The following is a 26,299-nucleotide window of genomic DNA, read 5'->3' on the forward strand; positions in this document are numbered from 1 at the left end:
GGCCACACGCACGCGCTGCGTCACTCTTTCGATGATCTGTTCACGTCAGGGACATGGAATGCCCAAGAAGCATCCAAGGACGGGCAAGAAATGACCACGAAATGACCATCAACTGGCCTGCTCAAGCACGGGCGTTCAGTCGGAGCAGGGAGCGGCCGAGTGGGTGTGCGGGGCGCGAACGGACCGACGTTAGCAGCGGGTCGCGCCGTGCGGGCGGGATACGCCAAGCCGCCCGCCCGTACGTGCGACGGCCCCTAGCTTGCGGGCATGCCACTCTTACCGGGCCCGACGGCGCGCCGGGCGGCCCGCGCCCGCCGTCCCCGCCTCCCCCACCCCCCGCGCCTCCCCCAGCGCCTGCGGAGGCCCCGTCCCGCGCTCACGAGCGTGTCCGGCGCCCTGCTGATCCTCCTGTTCCTCGCCGCCGCTCCCGCCTTCCGCACGTTCTTCGACTTCACCGCAGGCGTGCTCACCCTCGTCTCCCTCACGGCCGCCGTGGTCTGGGGCCTGCTCTCGACCGGCCGTACCGTCCTGGAACCGCGTACGAGGCTCCTCGCACAGGGTGTCCACCGGGCGCTCGCCACCGCCTCGCTCGGCTTCCTGGTGCTGCACATCACCGTCAAGGTGGCCGAGGCGCACGCCCTCTTCCTGGACGCCCTCGTGCCCTTCGCCTCCGTGGTGCTCACCGGGCCGGTCGCGCCCGGCACCGCCCCGCTCATCGGGTTCGGGACGCTCGCCGGACTGCTGATGGTGCTGGCGGCCGCGACGGGCGCGCTGCGCAGCGCCTTCGCCGGGCGCGGGCGGGTCTCCGGGCGCTGGCGGGCCCTGCACACCAGCGCGTACGCCGCGTGGTGCCTGGCCCTCGTGCACGGCCTCAAGTCCGGCCGCGCGCCCGCCGGCTGGGTCACCGCGGGGTACGCGCTGTGCCTCGCCGCGGTCATGGGCGCCCTGTTGACCCGCTTCCTCTTCACCCCGTGCGCCCGGTTCCCGTACCTCACGCTGCGGCGGGACCTGCCCTTCTCCCTGCCGCTGCCGCTGCGCGCACGGAAGCCGGGCCGGCGGCGGACCGGACGCAGGGCGGCGGCGCGTACGAGTACGGGTACGCGCGCCGCCCCCGAGGCGCGCACCGACGCCCCTCCCTGGGAGACCACGACCGGTCCCCCCATGAACGCCGCGCAGGACGCTCCCTCCTTGGACGCCGCGCAGGTCGTCCCCTCTGGGGGCGCCGCACACGACGCTCCTTCGTGGGACCTGGCCGACGCGCCCACCCAGACGCTGCCGTACGTCACCGCTCCGTACGCCGCGCCCGGCGACGCCTTCATGGCGGGCGACGGCGCGGCCCCCGAAGGCGGCTTCGCGCCGGACGGGGCACCCACGGAGCACCTGTCCCACGCGGGACTCGGGGCCGCGCCGCACGCGTCCGAGTCGCCGCACGCGTCCGAGTGGGCCGGCCCGCCCACCCTCGTGCAGCCGACGGTCCCCGGGGGCCGCCCCGAAGGCGCGCCGCTTCCCCCTGTGCCGAACGGCTGGGCCCCGTGACCGTCGCCGTGCCGGACCCGTATGCGGGCGGGGGGCCGCTGCCCGATGTGCCCGGCGTCCGGGTGCTCGGGCTGCCCCGGCTGTGCGCTGGGTTCGACGAGGCGGAGCGGCTGGACCGCAAGCGCCACCTGCTCCTGCACGGCTCGCTGCCCGCGCTCACCGGGGACCAGCTGGCCGCCGTGGCCGACGCCGTGGCGCTGCGCGGCAAGGGCGGCGCGGGGTTCCCGTTCGCGCGCAAGCTCACCGCGGTCGCCGAGGCGGCGGCCCGCCGCGGGGTCCGCCCGGTCGTCGTGGTCAACGGCTGCGAGGGCGAGCCCGCCTGCCGCAAGGACACCGTGCTGCTGTGCCGCGCGCCGCACCTCGTGCTGGACGGCGCGCTGCTGGCCGCCTCCGCGCTCGGCGCCCGTCTGGTGGTCGTCGGCGTGACGAAGGCCACGGCCGACAACTCCGTACGGGAGGCGCTCGCGGAGCGCGGCCTGGGAGGCAGGCGGCGCGGGCGGGCGCTGCGCGCGCAGGTCGTGCGCTCCCCCGAGCGGCTGGTGTCCGGCGAGGCGTCCGCGTTGATCAGGGCCGCCGAGGGCGGGCCGCCGGTGCCGCCCGGACGGCGGGCGCGGGCGGCCGAGTCCGGGCTCGGCGGCGCCCCGACACTGCTGTCCAACGCCGAGACCTTCGCCCAACTCGCCGTCGCGGCCCGCCTCGGTCCCGGCCGCTACGCCGACACCGGCCTCCCCGGCGAGCCGGGCACGATCCTGCTGACGGTCTCCGGCGCGGTCCCCGCCGCGACGGTCGTCGAGGCCCCGAGCGGCGTGCCGCTGCCCTACGTCCTGCAGTCCTGCGGCGCCGACCCGGCACCGCCCGGCGTACTGATCGGCGGGTACCACGGCGCCTGGCTGGACCCCGCCACGGCGTACGGGACGCCGCTCTCGCGTGAGGCGCTGGCGGCCCGCGGCGGGGCGCTGGGCGCGGGGGCCGTGCTGCCGCTGTCCGCGCGGACGTGCCCGCTCGGCGAGGCACTGCGGATCGCGCGCTGGCTGGCCGCGGAGTCGGCGGGGCAGTGCGGGCCGTGCCGGCTGGGCCTGCCGTCGCTGGCCGGGGTGCTCGCGGACGCGCTGGGCGGGGGCGGGCAGCCGGCCCTGGAGGCGGTCCGGGAGGCGGCGCGCGGCGTGCGGGGGCGGGGCGCCTGCAAACACCCCGACGGCTCGGCGCGGTTCGTGCTGTCGGCGCTCGCCGCCTTCCCCGACGACCTGGCAGCGCACGTCCTCGGTGACGGCTGCGGGCGGCCCACCGCCGAGCTGCTGCCGCTGCCGCCCGAGGACGCCCCGCAGACGGCCGACGGCGGGACGGCGGAGCCCGGGGCCGTGGAGATCCCAGCGGAGCGGCTGGCGGTGGACTGGACGCTGTGCGAGGGGCACGGGCTGTGCGCGGGGCTGCTGCCCGAGGCCGTGGGGCTGGACCGGGACGGCTATCCCGTGCTTTCGGACGACGTACTCCCAGGAGCGCTGCGGGCCCGCGCCCAGCGCGCCGTGCGCCGCTGCCCGGCCCTCGCGCTCCGGCTGGAGAAACCCTGAGCCGGTCCCGGCCGGGGCTCCGGCCCTGGCGTCGTCACGGTGGTCCGCCGCCGTGGTCCACCGACGGCCGGCGGCACATCCGGGCACACACGACAGAGCGGGCCGTCCTTCTCGGACGGCCCGCTCTGATCACTGTGGAGCTAAGGAGAATTGAACTCCTGACCTCCTGCATGCCATGCAGGCGCTCTACCAACTGAGCTATAGCCCCGTGTTCTGTTGTGGTCTTCGCGGGGTTTCCCTCGCGGCGACATCGACTACATTACACGGCTGCCCCGGGCCTTTGCCAAATCGCTTTCCCGAACCCCTCGCCGGCGGCTCCCCGGCGCACCCCGAACGGGACGAAGCGGACGCCCGCGCTCCCTCCGGCACGGGGACCGGCAGGGGTACTGTCGACAATCCGTGCTCGAAAGAAAACCGGGGGCCTGGAACGTGACCGCGCCGAAGCTCGACCAGTCCGTCGGACGCCGCGGCCCGTCCCTCCTGCGGGGCAGCCACCGCCGCGTCCTGGCGGCCGCCCTGGCCTGTGCGGTGTCCTTCACGGCCTTCTGGACGGCGCAGCGGCTGGCCGGCGTGACCATGCTGGACCTGATGGTCTACCGCGCCGAGGGCTGGACGGCCCGCACCGGCGGCGACCTCTACGAGATGCTCGCCACGTCCGCGCGGCTGCCCAACACCTACCCGCCCTTCGCCTCCCTGCTCTTCGTGCCGCTGACCTTCCCCGGCATCCCGGAACTGCGCACCCTCGCCACCCTCGGCAACCTCCTGCTGCTGGTCGCCGTGGTGCACCTCACCCTCCGCCTGACCGGCCTGCCCGCCACGTCTCCCGGCTCACGCGCCCCGCGGGCACGGCAGGCCGCCGCCACGCTCGGGCTCTCCGCGCTGCTGGTGTGGTGCGAGCCCGTGTGGACCACGCTGCGCTACGGGCAGATCAACCTCCTCCTCGCCGTACTCGTGCTCTGGGACCTCACTCGCCGCGACACCAACCGCTGGGCCGGCATCGGCATCGGCATCGCGGCCGGGATCAAACTCACGCCCGCCCTCTTCGCCGTATGGCTCGCGCTGGCCGGGCTGCTGCGCGCCCGTCAGCTGCGTCGGCCCGGCCAGGGCCTGCGCGGCACCTGGAACCCCTGGCTGCGCCAGGCCGGCGTCGCCGTCCTGTCCTTCCTCGGTACCGTCCTCCTCGCCGCACTCGTCCTGCCCCGCGACTCGGCCCGCTTCTGGACCGAGATCGTCTTCGCCTCCGACCGGCCGGGCGATGTGGAGATCACCGCCAACCAGTCGCTGCGCGGCGTCCTCGCCCGGCTGCTGCACGCCCCCGACACCGGCCTGTGGTGGCCGGCCGCAGCGGCCGTGGCGGCGGTCGCCGGGCTGACGCTCGCCACCACCGCCCTGCTGCGCGGCCGGCGCGCCTGGGCGGCCGTGGCCTGCGCCACCACCGCCCTGCTGGTCAGCCCGGTCTCCTGGTCGCACCACTGGGTGTGGGCCGTACCGGCGCTGATCCTGCTCGGCACCGAGGCCGTAAGCCGCGGCGGCCGGGCCACCCGGGCGGGCCGCCGGCTCTGGGCGGCGACCGGGGTGCTCTGGCTGCTCTTCGCCTCCTTTGCCCTGTGGTGGGTGCCGCACCGCCCGCACAGCCACGCGGAACTGCACCAGAACGGCGGCCAGATGCTGCTCTCGGCCGTCTATCCGATCGCCGGTGCCGTGCTCCTGCTGCTGACCGCCGTCCTGCTGCGCCGGGCCGCCGCGCCCGGGGTCAGTGCTCCCCGTGACCATGGTCGTCGCCCGGGTGGTGGTGATGGAACGCCAGCACCTCCGGAGGCATCACCACGAACGGGCGCATCATCCCCATGTCTTCGTGTTCCAGCAGATGGCAGTGGTACATGAAGCGGCCCTTGGCGCCGTGGAACCGGCCGATCACGTTCACCATCTGGCCCGGCGGCACCTGTATGACGTCCTTCCAGCCCTGATCGCCCGGGGCTATCGGCACGTCCCCGCCGTACTGCAGCGGGCTGCGGGTGCCCCCTACGGTGTTGTCGTACGGGCTGTCCGGCACCGCCGGGTACCGGTCTCGGCTGAGCACCTGGAAGTCGATCAGGTGGATGTGCATCGGATGCGTGCCGGCACCGCCGAGGTTGAGGAAGCTCCACTGCTCCCAGTCGTCGTGCCGGACCATGAAGCCGAGGGTGTCGTCGAAGGTGCGAGCGCCGCGCCGGTACGTACGCATCGTGCCCTTGGGCCCCGTGATCTGGATGATCCCCTCGGACGGGAACGTGATGCCGTCCGGGTCGGTCTCGTGCAGCTCCCACATCTCTGGATGGCCGTTGCCGACCGGGCCCGGCGGGGTGAGCGCTATCAGACGGTGCTCGTGCTTCGGCGCGGTGTCGTGGGTGATCCGCTCGAAGGTCGGTGAGATCACGGCCGGCAGCACGAAGGAATCGGTCACCTTCTTGGCGCCGACCCGGAACTGCATGACCTGCGGATGTGCCACGCCCGGTGCGGCGTTGACCAGCCGCAGCCGCCGACCGCGCAGCCGGCCGAAGTCCACCAGCAGGTCCATCCGCTCGGCAGCGGCCACCGACAGGGGGCCGTCCACCGGCAGCGGGCGCGGCAGCAGGCCGCCGTCCGAGCCGATCTGGTGCACCGCGCCCGTGACCGGGTGGCCCGTCTCCTCGTCGATCAGCTGGAGGGCGTACGTCCGGGCATTGGAGGCGTTGAGCAGGCGGAAGCGGTACCACCGCGCGTCGACGTCCAGGTGGGGCCAGATCGTGCCGTTCACGAGGGTGTAGGGGCCGGAGAACGGGATGGTGACGTTCTTGCCGTCGTTGTCCCTGCCGACGATCAGGGTCTTGTGCAGCAGCCGGCCGGTCAGCCGGCCGTCGGCGTCCGTGTCGAGGTTGCGGTCCTGGATGATGAGCGGGATCTCGCGCTCGCCCGAGGGGAGGCGCAGCGCGTCCTCCTCGTCGTCCCGCAGCAGGTACATCCCGGCGAGGCCCGAGAAGACGTTCCACCGGGTGATGTCCATGGCGTGGTCGTGGTACCACCACGTCGTCGCCCGGTGGTCGTTCGGATACTCGGCGAGCTGGGCGTCGCCCGGCGATACGGCGTTCTCCGTCCAGCCGTCGTTGCCCCCGCCGGTCAGTGCGCCGTGCAGGTGGGTGACGACCCAGGGCGGCAGCGCGGCCACGCCCGCCAGCGGCTCGGCCCCGCCGCGGCCCGGCTGGTCGAGCGGCGCGGGCACCTCCGGCGTCGCCGCCACCTCCACGGCGGTCACCGGGAAGTCGCCCGTGAGGCGGTTCGTCCACAGCACCCGGAGGCGCCGGCCGCGGCGGGCCTCGATGGTCGGGCCCGGGTAATGCCCCTCGTACGCCCACACCTTGGTGGGCGGGAGCTGGGAGTGCAGCCGCACCCAGCTGGTCTTCTGCTCGATGGTGATGCCGCGCAGGGCTTCCGCGCGGCCCGGCTTGATGACGGGCGGCACCCGCAACGCGTCGATGAACGGCGTGAGTCCGGCTTCCGTCGCCTGCCCGTCCCGCCCCGCGGTGGTCTCCGTCCGCGGTGCGTCCCCCACAAATGTGTCTGTCACGTGCGACCCCCGTCGCTTCCCCCTGTGCCGCCGGCCGTTGCGCGGCGGCAGCTCTGTGTCTGACAACGCCTCACGGTACGACCGGAGTTCCCCCCTCAACGGGGATTCTTCCGGCCAATCGTCCGCAGCCCGTACATAGCTGAGTGGACCGGTCCGGTCCGGGGCGTCAGAGCTGAAAGTAGCTCAGGGCGTGTGTTGTGCGCCGAAGTTGTGGAGAAACGGTCATGCAGGGTCGGCGACAGATTCCCGAGCGCGGTTGTGCGCCGCCGGGGACGCCCGGTGACGGGCTCTCAGGGACCGCGCGGGCGGCGCCGGGTGGGCGGTGGCGCCCCGTCGCGGCGCGCGGGCCGTACCCCTCAGGACGCGGCGCTCAAGCCGTGCCGCTCAGGCCGTGGCGAAGGAGTAGAAACGCTTCAGCGTGCAGTGTTCGTCGAGCAGGCGGCCGTAGATGGGCTCGCCGTCCAGCTCGCGGTAGGTCTCGATGGGGTCGCCTTTTATGATCAGCGCCCGGGCACATTCCTCGCACCAGTACTGGAAGTCGGGGTTCGGCGGCTCCATGTCGCGCACGATCGGCGTTCCGCTGCCGCACCAGTCGCACTTCCGGCTGTGTGCCCCCATCAGTCAGCTCCAGCTGTGGCCGCAGGCCGTACAGACGAACGAGATACCACCGTTGTCGCCCAGCATCTGCGCCACGTGCGGTGAGCCGCAGGAAGGGCATTGCAGCGCGGAGGTGGCAACGCCGAGCAGGTCGCGGACCTCCTCGATGATGCTCGTGGGCATCGCGTTCTCTCCTCCCCTGCCGGCGCCGTCCGATTCTGCCACGGACCGCCGACCTGGTCAGGCCCGCAGCCGCAGCAGCGCGGACCGGCTGCCCGGTCTCGCCGCGCAGAGGCGTACGGGACGTTGCGCGGGCGCTCGCCCCGGCGCACACAGCGCGGAACGCGCCCTCCAAGGCCCGGAAACAACAGTGATCCCGCCTCCTGGCGAGGCGGAGAATCGCTCTCCGTCTCCGCCAGAGGGCGGGATCATCCGGGTTGTGGAGCTAAGGAGAATTGAACTCCTGACCTCCTGCATGCCATGCAGGCGCTCTACCAACTGAGCTATAGCCCCGGGTCTTGTTCCGCTCCTCCGGGGTTTTCCCCGGCGGCGCCGCGAACAAGAAGAACTTTAGCCTGCGACCTGCCCAGATGTGAAATCCGGGTCCGGCCGGCCGCCGGACGGCCCCCGGAGAGCCGCCGTCGGCCGGGTCCCGGAGGTCAGTCGTCGTCGCCCAGCACCGGCTCGGGAAGGGTACCGGCGTTGTGCTCCATCAGGCGCCAGCCGCGGGCGCCCTCGCCCAGGACGGACCAGCAGCAGTTCGACAGGCCGCCCAGGCCCTCCCAGTGGTGCGGCTCCAGGCCCAGCAGCCGCCCGATGGTCGTACGGATCGTGCCGCCGTGGCTCACCACGACCAGGGTGCCGCCGTCGGGCAGCTTGTCGGCCGCCAGCCGGACGACCGGCGCCGCGCGGTCCGCGACCTCCGTCTCCAGCTCGCCGCCGCCCCGGCGCACCGGCTCGCCGCGCTTCCAGGCGGCGTACTGCTCGCCGTAGCGCTCGACGATCTCCTCGTGCGTCAGGCCCTGCCAGGCGCCCGCGTACGTCTCGCGCAGCGCCTCGTCGTACGTCACGTCCAGATGCGTGACCGCCGCCAGCTCACCGGCCGTGCGCACCGCCCGCTTGAGGTCGGAGGCGATGATCGCGTCCGGCTTCAGCGCGGCGAGCAGCCGTGCGGCGCGGCGTGCCTGCTCGATGCCCGCCTCGGTGAGGTCGATGTCCGTGGAGCCCTGGAAGCGGCGCTCCAGGTTCCACGCCGTCTGGCCGTGCCGCCACAGGACGATCTTGCGGCCACGGCCCCCCTTCGTGCCGTTCAGCGCAGCTCTCCGTCCTGCTCGGCGGCGGTTTCCTCGGCATGCGCCGCGGCCTTGCCGCGGGTCGCCTTGGCGTCCTCGGGCAGCTCCAGCTCCGGGCAGTCCTTCCACAGGCGCTCCAGGGCGTAGAACACCCGCTCCTCGCTGTGCTGCACGTGGACGACGATGTCGACGTAGTCCAGGAGCACCCAGCGGGCCTCGCGGTCGCCCTCGCGGCGCACCGGCTTGGCGCCCAGGTCCTTGTTCAGCTTCTCTTCGATCTCGTCGACGATCGACTTGACCTGGCGGTCGTTGGGCGCCGACGCGAGCAGGAAGGCGTCGGTGATCGAAAGGACGTCGCTGACGTCGTACGCGATGATGTCGTGCGCGAGCTTGTCGGCGGCCGCCTGCGCGGCGGCGTTGATGAGCTCGATGGAGCGGTCCGTGGCGGTCACAAGCCAAACTTCCGGGTCGATGGCGGTGCTGCCCGGCCCCGTCCGCGGGAAGCCCCGCCGACCGCGGCCGAGTCAGCGGTCAAGTACCCCTCAAGGGTCTCACGGACCGCTGACACCCCGGCGGGCTTGTGGACAGCCGGGTATCGGCCCTGGTCAGAGCGTTGAACGGACGAGCAGCCGCGGGGGCGGGGCCACGGCCGGAGCCGGGCCCCGCCCCGCGGGCCTCACCCCTTGTAGTCGCTCCCCAGGAGCACCGTGATGTCGGCGTTCGAGGCGGTCTCGCCCTTCTTCACCGCGCTCGCCGGCAGGCCCAGGGTCTTCGCGACCTCCTCGGCCTGCGGCTTGTGCGCCGCGTCGCCGTACGTCACGCGGGACGCCGAGAGGGAGCCCGCTGCGGTGCCGCCGTTCACGAACGAGTAGCCGCCGTTGACCAGCGCGGCCTGCGCCTGCCCGACCGCCTTCTGGCTGCCCGAGGCGTTCCGGACGCTGACCCGGGCGGTCGCGCTCGGGTCGGTCTTCTTGACCTTGCCGCCCAGGACGTCCTTGACCACGTCGGAGGCGGTACGCGCGCTCAGCGTGCCGTCCTGCTGCACGGGCAGCAGGGTCGTGCGGTACGCGCCGGTCTTGGCCAGCTCGGCGCGCTGCGCCAGGGAGCTGCCCAGCTGGCCCACGGTGAGCGGCGGGTCCAGGACCTGCATCAGGGACTTCACGGTGGCGGTGGCGCCGTCAGCGTCGCTGGACATCCGCTTCAGGGTGGCCTGCATGACCTGGCCGAAGCGTTCCAGCTGCTTGGTCTGCAGCTCGCCGGGGCCCCGGTAGGTGGCGTACGCGACGGCCGCCTGGCCGTTGAGCACGCGTCCCCTGCCCGCCTTGACCAGCGGGTCGTCGCCCTTCTTGGCGCCGGGCACGGTGGTGTCGGCGTCCACGGTGATGCCGCCGACGGTCTCGACGAGGTTCTCCAGGTACGGCGTGTCCAGCCGCCAGCTCGCCTTGATGTCGGCGCCGAGGAGCGTGTTGAGCGAGTCCCGCGTCGGCTCCGTGCCGGCGTCCTTCACGGATTTGCCGAGGGTCGTGGCCTGGCCGTCGTCCCCGGTGATCGCGAGGTTGTTCGGGAGGAGGACGGTGGTGCCCTTGTGGGTGGTCTCGTTCTCCACGAGCAGCGCCGTCGAGCTCTCGTCGCTGCCGGTCTGCCGGAGGTGGACCACCAGCACGTCGCGCTTCTGGCCGGCGGCGGTGGCCGCGCTCCCGGTGGCGGCCCCGCCCAGGCCCGGCAGCTTGCCGGCCCACCACAGGTAGCCGACGCCGCCCGCGACCAGCAGGGCGAGGACGACGGACAGCGCGATGACGCGGCTGCGGCCGCGGCGCTTGGCCTCCTCGCGCCGCTCGGTGCGGCTCTCGGTGAACTTCAGCCAGTCGATGACGTCTTCGGAGTCCTCGTCCTGCTCCTCGATGAACGAGAACTGCTCGGTGCGGTACTCGCCCCCGGAGGCGCGGTCCGCGCCGTCGGTGCGGCCGCCGGCACCGGCGGGCCGGGGCTGCGCCGCGCCCGAAGGCGCCCCGTCCTGCGTGGACCGGCCCTCGGAGGGGGCCTGCGGCTCGTAAGAGGGCTGCGGCTGCGCGTACGGGGACTGCGGCTCGTACGAAGGCCGCGCTTCGTAGGGCTGCGGCTGGAGGTACTCCTGCTGCCCGTACTGCGGCTGCTGCGGGACCCAGCTCTGCTGCTGCGTCTGCTGGGCCTGCTGCGCGGGCTGCTGGTAGCCGCCGTACGGGTCGTAACCCTGGCCGTGGCCCTGCTCGTACCCGCTCTGCTCGTAACCGCCCTGGCCGTACCCCTGCGCGTGCGCCTGGCCGCCGTAGCCGCCCTGGCCGTAGTCCTGGGCGTACGGCGTGCCGTACGGGTCGTACTGCCGGCCCGGCGCCTCCTGGTACACCGGCTGCCCGTAGGCGTCGTAGGCGTACCCCTGCCCGTCCTGCTGCCCCTGCGCCCCCTCGTAGGGCTCCTGGGCATACGGGTCCCGCGGCGCGTACGGATCCTGTCGGTCGTTCACCGGTGCCCTCTTTCCGTCGGCCCCGTCGGCGGTCGTCGTCAGCGGTCGTCGTCGTGGTCGTGGCGGTGGCGCTCGTCCCGGTAGAGACGGCGCTTGTCGATGTAGCGCACCACGCCGTCCGGCACCAGGTACCAGACCGGCTCCCCCTGGGCGACGCGCGACCGGCAGTCGGTCGACGAGATGGCCAGGGCCGGCACCTCGATCAGGGAGACCCCGCCCTCGGGGAGGCCCGGGTCGGCGAGGACGTGGCCGGGCCTGGTCACCCCGATGAAGTGGGCCAGCGAGAAGAGCTCCTCGGCGTCCCGCCAGGTGAGGATCTGGGCGAGCGCGTCGGCGCCGGTGATGAAGAAGAGATCCGCGTCCGAGTGCTCGGCGCGCAGATCCCGGAGGGTGTCGATGGTGTACGTCTTGCCGCCGCGGTCGATGTCGATGCGGCTGACGGAGAACTGCGGGTTGGACGCGGTCGCGATGACCGTCATCAGATACCGGTCCTCGGCCGGGGACACCGCCTTGTGGCTCTTCTGCCACGGCTGTCCCGTCGGTACGAAGATGACCTCATCGAGGTGGAACTGGCTCGCCACCTCGCTGGCGGCGACCAGGTGACCATTGTGGATCGGGTCGAACGTCCCGCCCATCACTCCGAGCCGCCGCTTCACGGGCCCTGTCTGCTCTCCCATGCGTGCAGACCCTACTGGGCGCCGCTCATCGAGGGATACGGGTCCCCGTTTCAGCGGTCGCGGTTGAAGCGGGTGGTGATCCACAGCAGGAGCAGCAGCACGACAAGGGCGCCGCCGCCGGTGACGGCGGGGTTGAGGCTGTTGTGGTTGCCGCCGTGCTCGCCGCCCTCGGCGAGGGCGACCAGGACGGAGTGTGCGGTGGTGGGCAGGCTCATCGTCGGCAGAACCAATCCGGGCTGAGGCGGGCAGGGACTTCGTCCACATCGTAAGCGCGGGCCCTTCCGGACCTCACGCCGACTCCGCCGGAACGGCCCACGAGGGGACCTTTCCGGTGGTTCCCGCCGCCATCGGGGGACCGGGGCGCGGGCCCTGAGGGCAGGACCGCGGCACACGAGGACCCGCCGCCGTCGGCCCTGAAGGCCCGTACCGCGCACGCCCTGAAGGCCCGTACCGCGCGGTGCCCGAAGGGCCGCGGGCGCGCCTCAGTCCTGGTCGCCGCCGTAGCCGCGCAGCAGGAACCAGGCCATGAAGATCGCGCCGAGCACGCCGACGATGATCACGGCACGCAGGATCCAGCCCGGTCCGTCGGCGTTGGAGGTCTGTGCGGCGAGCAGCACGCTCGAATCCACCATGAGAGGTCGCGCTCCTTTGTGGGGGGTCTGTGCGGGCCCGTCACGCATCTCGCGCCACGGGCCACGGGAACGGCCGCGCCGGCCGCCCGCCGCCGCGGGGGTGCCACGGGGCCGTCCCCTGCCGTCCGCGTGCCGGGGCCGCCCCTTGCGGGCATCTGCGGCGATTCGTTCCTCGGCCAGCGTACGCCGGGCATCCAAAGCGCTGTCAGCGGCGTCCTCTACTCTGAATCCACGCAGTCGAATCAGGGGGAGGCCCCAATGACGGATGGCCCGAACGGCAGCGAGCGCGTACCGAGCAGGGACCGCAGGCGGTTCCCGGGAATCTCCTCCCGGGCGTACGAGCACCCCGCGGACCGGTCCGCTCTGGTGGCCCTGCGCAAGCTGAGCGGGTTCGACACCGTCTTCAAGGCACTGAGCGGCCTGCTGCCCGAGCGCAGCCTGCGGCTGATGTACCTCTCGGATTCGGTGCGGGTCAGCGACCAGCAGTTCGCGCACCTCAACGACATGCTGCGGGACGCCTGTTACATCCTGGACCTGGAGAAGGTCCCGCCGATGTACGTCAATCAGGACCCGCAGCCCAACGCCATGTGCATCGGCCTGGACGAGCCGGTGATCGTGCTGACGACGGGCCTGGTAGAGCTGCTCGACGAGGAGGAGATGCGCGCGGTCGTCGGCCACGAGGTCGGGCACGCGCTGTCCGGGCACGCGGTGTACCGGACGATACTGCTCTTCCTGACGAACCTCGCCCTGAAGGTCGCGTGGATCCCGCTGGGCAATGTGGCGATCATGGCGATAGTGACCGGGCTGCGCGAGTGGTTCCGCAAGTCCGAGCTGTCGGCGGACCGGGCGGGGCTGCTGGTCGGCCAGGACCTCCAGGCGTCGATGCGCGGCCTGATGAAGCTCGCCGGCGGCAATCACCTCCACGAGATGAACGTCGACTCCTTCCTGGCCCAGGCCGAGGAGTACGAGCGCGGCGGCGACCTGCGCGACTCCGTGCTGAAGATCCTGAACGTGCTGCCGCGCAGCCACCCGTTCACCACCGTGCGCGCCGCCGAGCTGAAGAAGTGGGCCGCCTCCCGCGACCACCAGCGGATCATGGAGGGGCACTACCCGCGCCGCGAGGAGGACAAGGACACCTCGGTGTCCGACTCCTTCAAGGAGTCCGCTTCGCACTACGCCGACTCGGTGCGCAACAGCAAGGACCCGCTGATGGGCCTGGTGCGGGACATCGCGGGCGGCGCCGGGGACCTGGGCGGCAAGCTGCGGGACACGGTGTTCGGCAGCGGCCGGGCCCGGCCCGCGCAGGAGGGCCCGGAGGGCCCGTCCGGCTCCGGCGAGTAGGCCGGCCGGGCGAGCGCGCCCCGAAAGGCCGGCCGGATCAGTCCAGGGGGCTCGGTTCCGCCGACGGCGCCAGCACGCCGCAGAGCGAGGCGTTGGTGCTGCCGTGGGCGTACGGATCGGTGCCCTCGGGGCGGCCGTTGCCGGCCCGCTCGCCCGCGAGCAGCGGCCGCAGCGCGCTCTCCGGGCCGGAGTTGCAGGACATCGGCCCCGCCTGGAGGTAGCTCGACTGGACCTCCAGGCGGCGGTCGCGCAGATCGTCCCGGTCGAAGCGGAAGTGCAGCTCACGGCGGACGGTGAAGAGTGAGGCCCCGTCGTCCCGTCGGTCGGCGGCGTGCGCCGTGCCGCCCTGTGCCGTGTCCTTCGAGGCGGCGGGGGCCGCGTTCCCCGTACTGGCCGGTGCCGTGTTCCCCGCGCCGCCGGCGGAGGTGCGGTCGTCCGGCGGCCTGACCGCGTAGACGAAGGTGTAGTCCGCGGTGACCTCCAGGGCGTTGCCGCCCGCCGCCGGCTCCACCCCGAGGGTGCCGTCGACCCGTACCCGCGGGTCCGCGAGCCGGACCTGCGACGGGTCGAAGCGGACCAGCCAGCCGGTCGCGGCGTGCCGCCCGTCGTCGGACGGCCGCTCCAGGCTCCGGTCGAACTGCACGAGCTGCGTGGTGTCCAGCAGCAGCCGCACGCCCCGCGCGGGCCCGCCGGCCAGCGTGTCCGGGTCCAGCGAGGACCGCACGACGTACTCCTTCGCCGTGGTCAGCGCGTTCATCACCTGGCTCTCGGAGAACTCCCCCGTACGCCGCACGACGGGGAGGTTGACGCCCGCAGCGCCGATCCGGAAGCCGGCCGCAGGGCTGCGCTCGAAGAGGTCAGCCGGCCGCCCGCCGGGCACCGTGCCCACGGGCGCGAGCGGGATGACCGTGCTGCGCAGCGGCGGAGCGGGAGTGGGGTCGGGGGCCCGGTACGGATGGCGGACGCCCATGTAGATCGCGGTACCGAAGGCCAGCGCGATGAGCAGTACGAGGATCAGCGCCTGCCGGGAGCCGCCGAACCGCGACCAGGCGTGCCGGCTGCGCACTGCGGGTGCGTGGTCCCCCATCCGCTCCTGGGCGGAGAACTCCTGCAATCGCGCAGCGCGCACGAAGGACTCGTCGAACACGACGGATCGGTACTCGTCCTCCCCTCCGCCCGGGGCGCCCTCTGGGGTCCCTTCGGGAGGGTCACCTGGCCCGGTCATACAACAAGGGTAGGTCGGGGACGGCCGAGGTAAACGCCCAGGTGCGCGCCAACTTCCCGATGCAGGTCAGGCACGGCGCGCGAACGGCGTGAAACGGCGCGGACCGCTCACGGCTCGCGCGGCACCGCGGGTGCCGACGGCGGGCCGGAGTCGGCGGAGGCGGACGGCAGTACGACGGGCGGCGCCGGGCCGCCGCGCTCGGCACTGGATGCGGGCGCCCCGCCGGTGCTCACGGTGGGCGGTCTGCCGTCGACGCCGGTGGTGGCGGGCGGCGGCGCCGGGGTCTGGGTGCGGCCCGCCGCGCCACGGTAGACGGCCGTGAACGCGAGCACGACCATGCCGATGCCCATCAGGACGGCCAGCACCCAGGCGATGGGGCGGTGCCAGCGGGCGGTGCCGCGGTAAGGGCGCAGAGAGCCGCCGTACGGGCCGTACGGACTGTAGGGGAGGAATTCCCCGGCCTTGTGCGGCTCCGGCGCTCCTGCGGGCGCTGCGGGGCCCTCCCGGCCGCCCTGGCCGCTGCCCGGGTCACCGGCCGGCAGCGGACCGCTGCGCCCGGCGTCGGCCTCGGCGCGGGCCTGCGCGGCGGCGACCATGCGCTCGACGGCGGTCGGCTCGTGGATGAGGGCCGACCGGACGAATTCCTCGTCGAAGACCACGGCGGCGAACTCGTCACCCCCGTCCCCGTGGGACGGGCGCGCGTCCGCCTCTCCGTGGTTCCCGTGATGGTGCTCGTCGGGCTCGCCGCCGTCCGGGAACGGCCCGGCCCCCACGTCGTCCGGCACCCGACCAGATTAGCCGCGGCCGGTCAATTCGGACAGGGAGAAAGGGAATTCGCCTCGTACGGAATCGCGCGGCGGGTGCGGCGGAATCCGCCCGCGGCATTGCGCGCCGCGGGCGCCCCACCGTTCCGCGCCGCGGGCGCCCCCACCGTTCCGCGCCGCGGGCGCTCCCGCCGTTCCCGAGGGTGCGTCAGCCCCGTACGTGGCCGTCGCCGGTGACGATGTACTTCGTCGAGGTCAGCTCCGGCAGGCCCATCGGGCCGCGGGCGTGCAGCTTCTGGGTGGAGATGCCGATCTCGGCGCCGAAGCCGAACTGGCTGCCGTCGGTGAACCGGGTCGAGGCGTTGACCGCGACCGTCGTCGAGTCCACCAGCTGGGTGAAGCGGCGCGCCGCGGCCTGCGAGGTGGTGACGATGGCCTCGGTGTGGCCGGAGGACCAGCGCCTGATGTGCGCGACGGCGGCGTCCAGGTCGGGCACCACGGCGGCGGCGATGTCGTACGAGAGGTACTCCGTGGCCCAGTCCTCGTCCGTGGCGGGCGCGACCATGCCGGGCCCCGCCTGCTGCCAGGCTTCGTCGCCGTGCACCATCACGCCGGCCTCCGTGAGCGCTGCCAGCGCGCGCGGCAGGAAGGCGTCCGCGATGCCGGCGTGCACGAGGAGGGTCTCGGCGGCGTTGCAGACGCTCGGGCGCTGCGCCTTGCTGTTGATCAGGATCTTGAGCGCCGTCTCGATGTCGGCGTCCTTGTCGACGTACACGTGGCAGTTGCCGGTGCCGGTCTCGATGACCGGGACGGTGGACTCCTCCACGACCGTACGGATGAGCGAGGCGCCGCCGCGCGGGATCAGCACGTCGACCAGGCCGCGTGCGCGCATCAGCTCCTTCACCGAGTCCCGGCTCTCGCCCGGCACCAGCTGGACGGCGTCGGCGGGCAGCCCGGCCCCGGCGACGGCGTCGCGCAGGACGGCGACCAGGGCGGTGTTCGAGGCGTACGCGGAGGACGAGCCGCGGAGCAGGACGGCGTTGCCGGACTTCAGGCAGAGCGCGGCGGCGTCGACGGTGACGTTCGGGCGGGCCTCGTAGATGATGCCGACGACGCCGAGCGGGACGCGGACCTGGCGCAGGTCCAGGCCGTTCGGGAGGGTCGAGCCGCGGACGACCTCGCCGACCGGGTCGGGCAGCGCGACGACGTGCCGCACGTCGGCGGCGATGGCGGCGATCCGCTCCGGGGTGAGGGTGAGCCGGTCCACGATGGAGTCGCTGGTGCCGGCCGCGCGGGCCTTGGCGACGTCCTCGGCGTTGGCGGCGACGATCTCCTCGGTCCTGGCCACCAGCGCGTCGGCGACGGCCAGCAGCGCGCCGTCCCGCGCCGTGCGCGGCAGCGGGGCGAGCACGGCGGCCGCCTCCTTGGCGCGGCGGGCGGTGTCGAGGACGGGCGAGGTCTGGGCGGCGTCGGATGCGCTGGTCATGGGGCGCAGCCTATCCGGGGCGCGGGCCCCGGCCGGCCCGTATTTCACACTGCGGGACGCCCCGGCCGGGACCCGGGACGCCCCCGCGGGCGCCGCGCCCGTGAGCGCGGCCGCACCGCCTCCGTAGGCGCGCCTGCACCGCCTCCGTAGGCAGCGCCTGCACTGCCTCCATAAGCGTGGCCCGCGCCGCCTCCGTAAAGGTCAGTACGGATGCACGCCCACCGGCGACGCCGGTGGCGGGCCGTAACCCTCGGCGATGCGCTGGTGATAGGTCTCGCGGTCGATGACCTCCAGCCCGACGATCTCCCAGGGCGGCAGCTTCGCCGAGGAGCGGTGCTCGCCCCACAGCCGCAGGGCCACCGCCGCGGCATCGTGCAGGTCCCGCGCCTCTTCCCAGTAGCGGATCTCCGCGTGGTCGTTGGCGTACCTGCTGGTCAGCAGAAAGGGATGGTCGTGGGCCAGCTGCTCCAGAGCGCGCCGGACCTCCTTCAGCGGTGCCTCCTCACCGGAGACGCTGAGGGTGACGTGCCAGAGCCGGGAGACCTCCCGCTCCCGTGGGAGCGGTGCCTCCTTCAGCCGTCCGCCCGGCTGCGCACGTTCGTCGCGCTCCGTCCCGATGGTCTCGTCACCGGTCCGGATGCTGTTCCCCACGCTGGTCAGCGTCCGCTCCGCCGTCCCTCGGGGCAGCGCCCCTGGGCGCCCTCGTCTCACCGGCGGCCTCCTGTTATGCGTATCGCTCCGCTCGCGCGTGCGGAGCCGATCGGTGCTGTCTCACATCGGCGTAGCGCGCTCGTACTGCGCCGGAAGCGCCGCTCCCCTTCGGCGTCCCCGCATCAAAGTTGACCAGCCCGCGGCCCGTCGCGGGGGCGTTTTCGAGAAGGTCTCCGTTGAAAGGCTGGTCTTTCGGCCGCTCGGGCGGCTCCTTCTCCGTGTTGTTTTCCCCTCGTGACGGCCGTCAGTGGTGCAGTACGACCAAGTCGTCACGGTGCACGACCTCGCGCTCGTACGCCGGGCCCAGCTCCCGTGCGAGGTCGCGGGTGGACCTGCCGATCAGACGGGGGATCTCGCGTGCGTCGAAATTGACGAGTCCGCGTGCGACGGCCTCCCCCGCGGTGTTCCGCAGCTCGACCGGCTCGCCCGCGCTGAAGCTCCCCTCGACCGCCGCGATGCCGGCCGGGAGCAGCGAGGAGTGCCGCTCCACGATGGCCGCCACGGCCCCGTCGTCCAGGGTCAGCGCGCCGCGCGGGGTGGAGGCGTGGGCGAGCCAGAGCAGCCGGTCGGCGGAGCGGCGTCCGGTGCGCAGGAAGTGGGTGCCGGTCGGTCCTCCGGCCAGCGCCTCGGAGGCGTGCACGGCGGAGGTGAGGACGACGGGCACGCCGGCCGCGGCCGCGATCCGGGCGGCCTCGACCTTGGTGACCATGCCGCCCGTGCCGACGCCGGCCTTGCCGGCGCTCCCGATGGAGATGCCCTCCAGGTCCTCCGGGCCCCTGACCTGCTCTATCCGCCGGGTACCGGGGGTCGAGGGGTCGCCGTCGTAGAGGCCGTCGACGTCGGAGAGCAGGACGAGCAGGTCGGCACGGACCAGGTGGGCGACGAGGGCCGCCAGCCGGTCGTTGTCGCCGAAGCGGATCTCGTCGGTGGCGACGGTGTCGTTCTCGTTGACGATCGGCACGGCGCCCATGGCCAGCAGCTGGTCCAGGGTGCGGTAGGCGTTGCGGTAGTGGGTGCGGCGGCTGGTGTCGTCGGAGGTCAGCAGGACCTGGCCGACGCGGCGGCCGTAGCGCGCGAAGGAGGCGGTGTACCGGGCGACCAGCAGGCCCTGGCCGACGCTGGCGGCGGCCTGCTGGCGGGCCAGGTCGCGGGGCCGCTTCTCCAGGCCGAGCGGGGCGAGGCCGGCCGCGATGGCGCCGGAGGAGACCAGCACTATCTCCTTGTCCTGGTGCTTGGCCAGCACGTCGACGAGCGCGTCGACCCGGTCGGCGTCCAGCCCCCCGGCCGCGGTCGTCAGCGAGGACGAGCCGACCTTCACCACGATCCGCCGGGCCTCCGTCACGTCCTGCCGTGCGCCTGCCGCCTGCCCTGCGCCTGTCACCATTACCCCTGTCTCGCTGTCCGTCGGTGCCCGCATCCGGGTGCGGTCCCTTACGGCATATGGATGCCGTACGACGTACGGACATGAACGCCCGTACGGGCGAAATCTACGGCAGACGGCCCATCGCCCGCCTGTCCATATCGTCTGCCGGACGCCCCGCGGGCACGCCGCCGGGTATCGTGATCATGCGCGCGGGCAACCTACGCAAGACGGAAAAGGGCCCCACTTGGTTCCGAGCGAATCGTCCTGATTCGCGGTGATGCGAGCCACAGCAGATTGTCACCGGGGCACGCAAAGTCATACGGTCGGTTGTCGACCTGTCCCGTCCGCCGCCCCCACGGCGCCCCATCGCCGGGACTCGGCCGCCCCACCGGCCCCCCACCTGACCGACTTGCCGCCAGGAGCCCCGCCCGTGCCTTCCGCCGGATTCGCCAACCGACGAGCTACCAAGCTCGTGGCCCTGTTCGCGATGCTCATCGCGTTCGTGGCCCAGCTCGTCGGCGCCCTGCTGCCCGTCGTGCCGCTGTTCATCGCCGCCTCCGTGGTGAACCTCGGCCTCGACCTCTATCTGCAGCACAAGCAGCCCGGGCTGCTCTCCCTGCTGGGAAAGATCCGGCTGGACATCACCGTCCGCCAGCTCATCCGCGACATGCTGATCCTGGTCGGACTGCTGCACATCCCGGGCATCAACCCGCTCAAGGAGCAGGCTCCCCTCACCATCGGCCTGCTGGTCTTCTACCTGGCCCACTTCGCGTGCCAGGCGGCCGCCGTCATGGTCCGCCGCACCCGTACGCTGCCGTTCCTCACCCGTAACATCGACGCCTCCGCTCTGCACCTGGTCAAGGCCCCGCCGCGGCTCCTGGCCCGCCAGACCGGCCGCCGGCTGCTGCGCTTCTCCGTGCCGACCACGCTCGGCATGATGGCCACCGCGATCACCCGCGACGCCCTGTGGGGCGGCATCGGCCTGGCCGTCGCCCTGGTCCTCGCCATCGGCGGCACCGTCTACCTCGCGACCTGGCTGCTCCCGAAGAAGCGCGCCGTGAACGAGCAGCGCGCGCTGGAGTGGCTGGACAACTGGCTCGCCGAGTACCAGCCGACCGTCGGCATGTACTTCTCCGGCGGCACCACCTCCGCGTACCAGGCCAACATGTGGCTGAGCACGCTCGCCGCGCTGGACGGCAAGCCGATCATCGTGCTCCGCGAGCGCTTCATGGTGCAGAAGATCGACGCCACCGACATCCCGATCGTCTGCATCCCCAAGGTCGCCAACCTCATGCGGCTGGAGCACTCGGCCCTGAAGGTGCTGCTGCACCCCGCGAACTCCGGCAAGACCTCGCAGATCCTGCGCATCCCCTCCATCAAGCACGCCTTCATCAACCACGGCGAGAGCGACAAGCTCTCCTCCTGCAACCCCTACGCCAAGGCGTACGACGAGGTGTGGGTGGCAGGCCCCGCCGCGCGCGACCGCTACCAGCTCGCCGACATCGGCGTGGAGGACAAGGACGTCGTCGAGGTCGGCCGCCCGCAGCTGGCGCCCATCAGGGCGTACGAGGGCGCGCCCAAGGGCGAGTACACCACCGTGCTGTACGCCCCCACCTGGGAGGGCTGGGACGGCAACCCCGGCAACACCTCGGTGATCCTGGCCGGCGAGAACATCGTCCGCGAGCTGCTCGCCGACCCGAAGGTGCGGCTGCTGTACAAGCCGCACCCGATGACCGGTTCGGTCGACCCGCGGGCCGGCGCCGCCAACGCCCGCATCCAGGCGATGATCGCCGAGGCCAACGCGCAGCGCTCCGGCCCCCGCCCCGGCCCGGAGGCCGCCGCGGAGCTGGAGGCCCGCGCCGCCGACCTGGCCGCGCTGACCACCTCCGGCTTCCGCCGCAGCGCGGACGAGCTGGAGCGGATGCTCGTGCAGAGCGCCCCCGAGGAGGGCCGCGCCGCCGCCGTCGCGGCCGCGACCGCCGCCTGGGAGGAGGCCTACTGGGCGTCCTTCCCGGAGTGGGAGCACCTGATCATCACCACCTCGCGCCCGGCGATCTTCGCCTGCTTCAACCAGGCCGACGTCCTCATCAGCGACGTCTCCAGCGTGGTCTCCGACTACCTGAGCAGCGAGAAGCCGTACGCGGTCGCCAACACCTCCGGCATGACCGAGGACGAGTTCCGCACGAACTTCCCCACGGTCCGCGCGGCGACGATCCTCACGCCCGAGGCGGACGGCGTGGCCGGCCTGCTGGAGACCGTGCGCAACCCGGAGCGGGACACCCTGGTGCAGGCCCGCAGGGAGCTCAAGGAGCACCTGCTCGGCCCGTCCGACCCGCCGTCCCTGGTCCGCTTCAACGCCGCCGCGCTCGCCCTGCGTGCCGCCGCCGAGGAGCGCCAGGTCCGGATGGAGGCCCGGCTCGCCGGCGTCCCCGGCCAGCGCGAGGAGGGCACCGAGGCCCACGAGGCCGCGGAGGCCGCCGAGGAGATGGAGCTGGACCCGGCGGAGGCCACCGACCCGGTCCGTCCGGCCACCGAGCCCGCGGAGGCCGCCGAGGCGGCGGACGCGGCGGAGACCGGCGAGCCGCCGGTCGCGGCCGACGGCTCGCGCGCCAGGGTCTGACGGCGCGCCGTACGCACGACGGGGAAGGCCCCGCGAGGTGACAAGCCTCGCGGGGCCTTTCCCGTCCGCGCTAACCGCCGCAGACCTGCGGCGGCGGGCCGCCCGTCATGCCGTCCCGCTCCGCCGCCGTGAAGGTGCGCTGTCCCAGTACGCGGCACAGCTCCCGGCGCCACTCCTCCGGGTCGAGCCGTACCAGGTCGACGCCGTCGGACGAGTCGTCCTGCCGGAGCAGCGCCTTGCCGTCGTCGGTCGCCGTCAGGAAGTACTGCTGCTTCCCGAAGTCAAAGGTTTCCTCGTACGCGCCGTCCGCCGTGTAGACGCGCGCCGAGGAGCCCTCCGCGAGGAACAGCCGCGGGCTGTCGCCGACGAAGAACGCGTCGAAGCCGCCGGCGCCCTGCTCGCTCACCGGGCCGACCGGGCCCATGATCCGCTTCGGATGGCCGCCGGACAGGGACCACAGCTCGATGAGCGATCCCTGGGTGAGGACGCCGGCGCGCGTACCGCCGGCGTCCAGGAAGACGGCGTTGGCGTCCCTGCCCAGACCGATCTTCTTCTCCGCCCGCCCGCGGCGCAGGTCGACCACGTGGAAGGCGCCCTCGTCGGCGATCTTGACCAGCACCCGGCCGGCCTCCGGCGGGTAGCGGCCGATGTCGAAGCCCGCGCTGGGCGGCGAGCTGTGCCGGTCGAAGGGCGGCGGGCCGTCCTTGGCCAGCTTCAGGTCGCGCAGGTCCAGCCGCGACAGCCGCCGCCCGGTCCTGGCGTCCCAGCGCATCACCACCGTGTCGGTGCGGGTCACCAGCTCGTCAGCGCCGAGGAAGAAGACCTGCGGCATCTCCCGCTCGCCCCAGTCGTTGGGACGCGACAGCGGCAGCTTGATCCGGGCCACCGGGCGCAGCGACGGCAGCGCGTGCACCAGCACGGTGTCGTACGCCGCCACGTCCGCGACCAGGGTCTCGCCGCCGTTGACCGACGGTGCCAGGAGGTATCTGCTGTCATCGGCGGCCAGTGGCCCGGCGACCCCGCGTTTCTTGTACGGCGGACTCTGCGCGAGGACCTTCCGGCTGTCCACCGTCCCCAGGACCCGGAGCCGGCGCTCGGCGCCCTTCCCCGACCTGATGATCATGCGGGTGCCGTCCCCGAGGAGCCGCGGGTCCTCGGCGCGCTCCTGCCGCCGGGTGTTCAGCACCGTCGCGGTGATGCTCCTGCCGTCCGCCAAGGCGACGACCGGCGCGTCGGCGCCGCCGAGCAGCCGCCGGCCGACCAGCGCCCCGTACTGCCCGCCCGAGGTCATTCCGAGCATCTTGCGGCGCGCCCGGTCGTACACGGTCCACTCGCCCGTCGCGGCCGTGGCCAGCCGGCCGCCGGTCCGGTCCACGGCGAAGTCGTCACACCCATAGGCGCTGTGAGGGACGTAACGGCCCAGCTCCCGGCCGTCGGCGACGCGCACGAACCGGTACCGGACCTTGGTGACGTTCGTGCCCTCCGAGCAGACCACGGCGGTTCCGCCGTCGCCCGAGACGGTGGCGTCGGCCACGTCCTCCGCGAGCTTCCGGGACGTGCCCGTACGGGTGTCCACGGCCACCAGCCGCAGGTCGGAGTCGAGCCCCAGCCCCTGCTCCTTCCCGGCGGTGGCCACGACCGTGCGGTCGTCGGAGCCGAACCACACATGGCTCAGGTCGTCCGGGGCCGCGGCGGGCAGCCGCCGGCGCTGACCGGTCGTCAGGTCCCACAGCGTCACGCGGCCGTATGCCACGGTCACGGCGCGGCGCCCGTCCGGCGAGAGGTCGCCGATGCCCTTCGGATTCGTCGCCGTGCCCTTGACGTCCGGGTCGTCCTCGTCGCCGCGCAGCGTGTGGGCCGGGCCGATCAGACCGTCGGTGTGCGGCCGTACGTCGTGCCAGACCAGTGAGCCGCCGCGGATCAGGTAGGCGATGCGCTTCCCGTCCGCGCTGACCATCGGGTAGACGATGTTCCTGGTGACCGGGAGGTGGACGCGGCGGGTCCGTTCGCCGCCGCCCCGGAGGAAGAGCGTCGCCCGCCCCAGCTCGGTGGTCACCAGGACCACCCCGCCGTCCGCGCTGAGCGCCAGCGCGTCGATGCTCCCCTGCGTGCCGGACAGCTGCCAGGTGATGCCGTGCATCTCGTCGTACCGGCGCATCAGCTCGTTGCGGGCCTCGCGCGTCGGCGACGTCCGGTACGCGGCCATCGCCACCATGGCGGCCAGCCCCGGGTCCTGTTCGCGCAGCTCCACCGAGAGGCCCGCCAGCTCCCGGGACCGGGACTGCCGGTCCGCCTCGGCCTTCAGCTCCGACTGCACGACGAGGAACGTGCCCAGCGTCACGATCAGCGCGAGCACCAGTCCCCCGGCGACCCAGGCGGTACGTCTTCGGAGCCTGCGGGCGCGCCGGTGGCGCAGCCCGCGCTCCAGGTAGTCCAGCTCCGCCGCGCTCAGCTCGGCGCGGCGGTCCGTCAGCCACGGCTGCGCCGCCCGCAGTTCGTCCGCGCCCGGCAGCCGGCCGGCCGGCTCCCCCGCCGCCTGCCAGCGCTCCAGGTCCCGGCGGAGCCCCGTACGCCAGAGCAGGAACGCGCCGTCCGCCCGTACCCGCTCCGCCAGCCGCGGCCAGGCACCGATCAGCGCCTCGTGCGCGAGTTCGACGGTCTCCCGGCGTTCGCTGTCGGTGCCGAGGACGAGCAGCCGCCGCGCCGCGAGCGCGCGGGCGATCCGCCACCGCTCCTCGCCCGCCTCCGCCCGCGTCAGGACGTTGCGCAGCGGGCCGCCCTCGCCGCCGGGCCGGACCCGCACCAGCCCGGTCAGCAGCCGGAGCGCCACGTCCTCGTCCGCCTCCGGCACGCACTCCCGCCAGATGCCCTCGGCCTGCTGCCCCAGCGCGCCCTGTACGCCGCCCAGCGCGCGGTACGCGTCGAAGCGCAGCTGCCCGCGTTCCTGCGCGCGCCAGAGCCGGTCCAGGACGAAGCCCAGCAGCGGGAGCGCGCCCGGCTCGCCGCCCGCGTCGTCCAGCATCGTGTCGACGAGCCCCGGATCGTAGGCCACCCCAGCGACGGTCTCGACCGGCCGCACGATCACCGCGCGGAGCTGCTCACGGGTCATCGGCGCGAGCGCGTGCACCGTACGGCTCAGCGCGGGCCCGGTACCCGGATGGGCGAGCGCCGCCTCCAGGTAGTCGGCCCGCAGGGTGACCAGGACGCGTAACTCCTCCGGAGGACCGGCGGGGAAGAGGACGGGGGCCGCGGTGTCCGCCTCCCGGCCCCCGGCGCCCGCGAACAGCTCCTCGCCCTGGTCCACCACGATCAGCAGCCGCCGCGCGCCGGTCTCCGCCAGCACCAGCCGGACGGTCTCCGGCAGCCCGCCGTCGGCCAGCAGCGGCGCGAGCGCGCGGGCCTGCGCGACCCGTTCGGCACCGCGCAGCTCCGGCCGCAGCAGGGCGGCCAGCTCCGAGGCGAGCGTGGTGAGCAGGGACCGCCCGGCGGCCGGCCGTACCACCACGACCGCGAAGCCCTCCGCACGCAGCCGCGGTACGACACCGGCCAGCGCGAGCGAGGACTTGCCGCAGCCGGACGGCCCCACCATGGTCACGTACGGGCGGGTCCTGACCAGCTCCGCGACCCGATCCGCCTCCTCGTCGCGCCCGAAGAACACCTCAGCGTCCGCCTCCTGGAAGGCCGCGAGCCCCCGGAACGGTGACGCGGGCCGCAGCACGGGCCCCAGCGCGGGAACGGCGTCGATGAGGGCCCGGGTGGGCAGCAGGAAGCTCTGCCGCGGCCCGGAGAGCTGCGAGCGCGCCACCATGCCCACGACGGCGCCCAGCTCCTCGTCCCATACGGGCGCGCCGCTGAAGCCGCGCTCGATCGGGGTGCCGTGCGCGTCCCCCTGCGAGAACTGCACCCACCCCTCGGCCGTACCGGCCCGCAGCCGCCCCACGTGCCAGACGCCGCCGGGCGAGGTCGCGGGGAAACCGGCGACGCGTACGCCGTGCCCCCACACGCTCGCGGCCTCCGCCATCCGCAGCGGCCGGGCGCCTCGGACGGGGGCCCGCAGCCGCAGTACGGCGACGTCGCCCGTGCCGTCGTCCCCGTACGGCAGCCAGTGCTCGACGTCCGCCTCTGCGCTGCCGCCGCCGTTCAGCGGCAGGTCGACGAGGACGCGCGCGTCCTCGGGCAGCGGCTCCCTGTGCGGGGTCCGCAGCGCGTCCGACACGACGTGTGCGCAGGTCACGGCCAGATCGGGCGCGACGAGGAACCCCGCCCCCGCGATGTCCCCGTCCGGCCCCGGCGCCCTGACGCGCAGCAGCGCGGCCCCCAGCACGTCCTCCGCACTCCGCAGCCCCGCCAACCCCACCACCCCCGTGAGTCAACCCCGGGGGAAGTATGGCCAGTTGGCCGCGG

The 26,299-nt window shown here is 73.5% G+C and carries 19 protein-coding genes, 2 tRNA genes and 1 pseudogene; 5 read left to right on the forward strand and 17 right to left on the reverse strand.

What is annotated here, in order from left to right; translation table 11 throughout:
- Window positions 1–384: 384 nt before the first annotated feature.
- Window positions 385–1,536, forward strand: a complete 1,152-nt coding sequence (locus C3486_RS37340) for a hypothetical protein (protein ID WP_181138612.1) — start codon at window positions 385–387, stop codon at window positions 1,534–1,536.
- On the forward strand, window positions 1,533–3,104 hold the full coding sequence (locus C3486_RS20035; protein ID WP_258052882.1) for an NADH-ubiquinone oxidoreductase-F iron-sulfur binding region domain-containing protein: 1,572 nt from the start codon (window positions 1,533–1,535) through the stop codon (window positions 3,102–3,104). The genes C3486_RS37340 and C3486_RS20035 overlap by 4 nt, the downstream gene beginning before the upstream one ends.
- Window positions 3,105–3,239: 135 nt before the next feature.
- Here C3486_RS20035 and C3486_RS20040 read toward each other — a convergent pair.
- A tRNA-Ala gene (locus C3486_RS20040) sits at window positions 3,240–3,312 on the reverse strand.
- Window positions 3,313–3,533: 221 nt separating this feature from the next.
- Here C3486_RS20040 and C3486_RS20045 point away from each other — a divergent pair.
- Entirely contained in the window at window positions 3,534–4,988 is a 1,455-nt protein-coding gene (locus C3486_RS20045; RefSeq protein WP_374936899.1) for a glycosyltransferase 87 family protein, read from the forward strand.
- Here C3486_RS20045 and phsA read toward each other — a convergent pair.
- From phsA to C3486_RS37350, 10 genes and pseudogenes are all read right to left on the reverse strand, one after another.
- Window positions 4,954–6,687 (reverse strand): annotated as a pseudogene (phsA, locus tag C3486_RS20050) (O-aminophenol oxidase PhsA); the annotation flags it as partial. The gene C3486_RS20045 and the pseudogene phsA sit on opposite strands and share 35 nt — an antisense overlap.
- Before the next feature lie 384 nt (window positions 6,688–7,071).
- Window positions 7,072–7,305, reverse strand: coding sequence for a hypothetical protein (locus C3486_RS20055; RefSeq protein WP_103834115.1), 234 nt, complete (start codon window positions 7,303–7,305; stop codon window positions 7,072–7,074).
- 3 nt (window positions 7,306–7,308) lie between these two features.
- A complete protein-coding gene (locus C3486_RS20060; protein WP_103834116.1) occupies window positions 7,309–7,467 on the reverse strand; it encodes a hypothetical protein in 159 nt (52 codons plus the stop codon).
- A 257-nt stretch (window positions 7,468–7,724) separates the two neighbouring features.
- Window positions 7,725–7,797: transfer RNA gene (locus C3486_RS20065), tRNA-Ala, on the reverse strand.
- 146 nt (window positions 7,798–7,943) lie between these two features.
- Window positions 7,944–8,597 carry a histidine phosphatase family protein gene (locus tag C3486_RS20070; protein ID WP_103834134.1) on the reverse strand — a complete coding sequence of 218 codons (654 nt, stop codon included), beginning with the start codon at window positions 8,595–8,597 and terminating at the stop codon, window positions 7,944–7,946.
- Complete coding sequence (rsfS, locus tag C3486_RS20075; protein WP_103834117.1) at window positions 8,594–9,028, reverse strand: ribosome silencing factor; 435 nt, start codon at window positions 9,026–9,028, stop codon at window positions 8,594–8,596. Before rsfS ends, C3486_RS20070 begins: the two co-directional genes overlap by 4 nt.
- A gap of 224 nt (window positions 9,029–9,252) precedes the next feature.
- Entirely contained in the window at window positions 9,253–11,076 is a 1,824-nt protein-coding gene (locus tag C3486_RS20080; RefSeq protein ID WP_103834118.1) for an LCP family protein, read from the reverse strand.
- A 38-nt stretch (window positions 11,077–11,114) separates the two neighbouring features.
- The gene (gene nadD / locus C3486_RS20085; protein WP_103834119.1) at window positions 11,115–11,753 is read right to left on the reverse strand and encodes a nicotinate-nucleotide adenylyltransferase; all 639 of its coding nucleotides are present in this window, start codon (window positions 11,751–11,753) and stop codon (window positions 11,115–11,117) included.
- Window positions 11,754–11,803: 50 nt separating this feature from the next.
- Window positions 11,804–11,968 (reverse strand): hypothetical protein, encoded by a 165-nt coding sequence (locus tag C3486_RS37345; RefSeq protein WP_181138613.1) that lies wholly within the window; start codon window positions 11,966–11,968, stop codon window positions 11,804–11,806.
- A 267-nt stretch (window positions 11,969–12,235) separates the two neighbouring features.
- Window positions 12,236–12,385, reverse strand: a complete 150-nt coding sequence (locus tag C3486_RS37350) for a hypothetical protein (RefSeq protein WP_181138614.1) — start codon at window positions 12,383–12,385, stop codon at window positions 12,236–12,238.
- Between the two features lie 258 nt (window positions 12,386–12,643).
- Here C3486_RS37350 and C3486_RS20090 point away from each other — a divergent pair, with 258 nt between their 5' ends.
- Window positions 12,644–13,726, forward strand: coding sequence for a M48 family metallopeptidase (locus C3486_RS20090; RefSeq protein ID WP_103834120.1), 1,083 nt, complete (start codon window positions 12,644–12,646; stop codon window positions 13,724–13,726).
- A gap of 37 nt (window positions 13,727–13,763) precedes the next feature.
- On the opposite strand, the gene C3486_RS20095 is transcribed toward C3486_RS20090, so the two are convergent.
- The 5 genes from C3486_RS20095 to proB form a co-directional block, all read right to left on the reverse strand.
- The gene (locus C3486_RS20095) at window positions 13,764–14,951 is read right to left on the reverse strand and encodes a hypothetical protein (protein WP_103834121.1); all 1,188 of its coding nucleotides are present in this window, start codon (window positions 14,949–14,951) and stop codon (window positions 13,764–13,766) included.
- Window positions 14,952–15,058: 107 nt separating this feature from the next.
- Window positions 15,059–15,736, reverse strand: coding sequence for a hypothetical protein (locus C3486_RS20100; protein ID WP_103834122.1), 678 nt, complete (start codon window positions 15,734–15,736; stop codon window positions 15,059–15,061).
- Between the two features lie 187 nt (window positions 15,737–15,923).
- A complete protein-coding gene (locus C3486_RS20105; protein ID WP_103834123.1) occupies window positions 15,924–17,201 on the reverse strand; it encodes a glutamate-5-semialdehyde dehydrogenase in 1,278 nt (425 codons plus the stop codon).
- A gap of 201 nt (window positions 17,202–17,402) precedes the next feature.
- A complete protein-coding gene (locus tag C3486_RS20110) occupies window positions 17,403–17,912 on the reverse strand; it encodes a hypothetical protein (protein WP_103834124.1) in 510 nt (169 codons plus the stop codon).
- A 244-nt stretch (window positions 17,913–18,156) separates the two neighbouring features.
- Window positions 18,157–19,254 (reverse strand): glutamate 5-kinase, encoded by a 1,098-nt coding sequence (proB, locus tag C3486_RS20115; protein ID WP_103834125.1) that lies wholly within the window; start codon window positions 19,252–19,254, stop codon window positions 18,157–18,159.
- A 451-nt stretch (window positions 19,255–19,705) separates the two neighbouring features.
- Here proB and C3486_RS20120 point away from each other — a divergent pair, with 451 nt between their 5' ends.
- On the forward strand, window positions 19,706–21,895 hold the full coding sequence (locus C3486_RS20120; RefSeq protein WP_258052883.1) for a hypothetical protein: 2,190 nt from the start codon (window positions 19,706–19,708) through the stop codon (window positions 21,893–21,895).
- Between the two features lie 70 nt (window positions 21,896–21,965).
- On the opposite strand, the gene C3486_RS20125 is transcribed toward C3486_RS20120, so the two are convergent.
- Window positions 21,966–26,255 carry a trypsin-like peptidase domain-containing protein gene (locus C3486_RS20125; protein WP_103834126.1) on the reverse strand — a complete coding sequence of 1,430 codons (4,290 nt, stop codon included), beginning with the start codon at window positions 26,253–26,255 and terminating at the stop codon, window positions 21,966–21,968.
- Window positions 26,256–26,299 lie beyond the last annotated feature (44 nt).

This window comes from Streptomyces sp. Ru73 (genome assembly GCF_002920575.1).
GTDB lineage: Bacteria > Actinomycetota > Actinomycetes > Streptomycetales > Streptomycetaceae > Streptomyces.

Coding starts and splice junctions, on each gene's coding strand:
- C3486_RS20060 (WP_103834116.1), bottom strand. CDS start 7,467: ATGCCCACGAGCATCATCGAGGAGGTCCGCGACCTGCTCGGCGTTGCC.
- nadD (WP_103834119.1), bottom strand. CDS start 11,753: ATGGGAGAGCAGACAGGGCCCGTGAAGCGGCGGCTCGGAGTGATGGGC.
- C3486_RS20095 (WP_103834121.1), bottom strand. CDS start 14,951: ATGACCGGGCCAGGTGACCCTCCCGAAGGGACCCCAGAGGGCGCCCCG.
- C3486_RS37345 (WP_181138613.1), bottom strand. CDS start 11,968: ATGAGCCTGCCCACCACCGCACACTCCGTCCTGGTCGCCCTCGCCGAG.
- C3486_RS20055 (WP_103834115.1), bottom strand. CDS start 7,305: ATGGGGGCACACAGCCGGAAGTGCGACTGGTGCGGCAGCGGAACGCCG.
- C3486_RS20090 (WP_103834120.1), top strand. CDS start 12,644: ATGACGGATGGCCCGAACGGCAGCGAGCGCGTACCGAGCAGGGACCGC.
- C3486_RS20105 (WP_103834123.1), bottom strand. CDS start 17,201: ATGACCAGCGCATCCGACGCCGCCCAGACCTCGCCCGTCCTCGACACC.
- C3486_RS37350 (WP_181138614.1), bottom strand. CDS start 12,385: ATGGTGGATTCGAGCGTGCTGCTCGCCGCACAGACCTCCAACGCCGAC.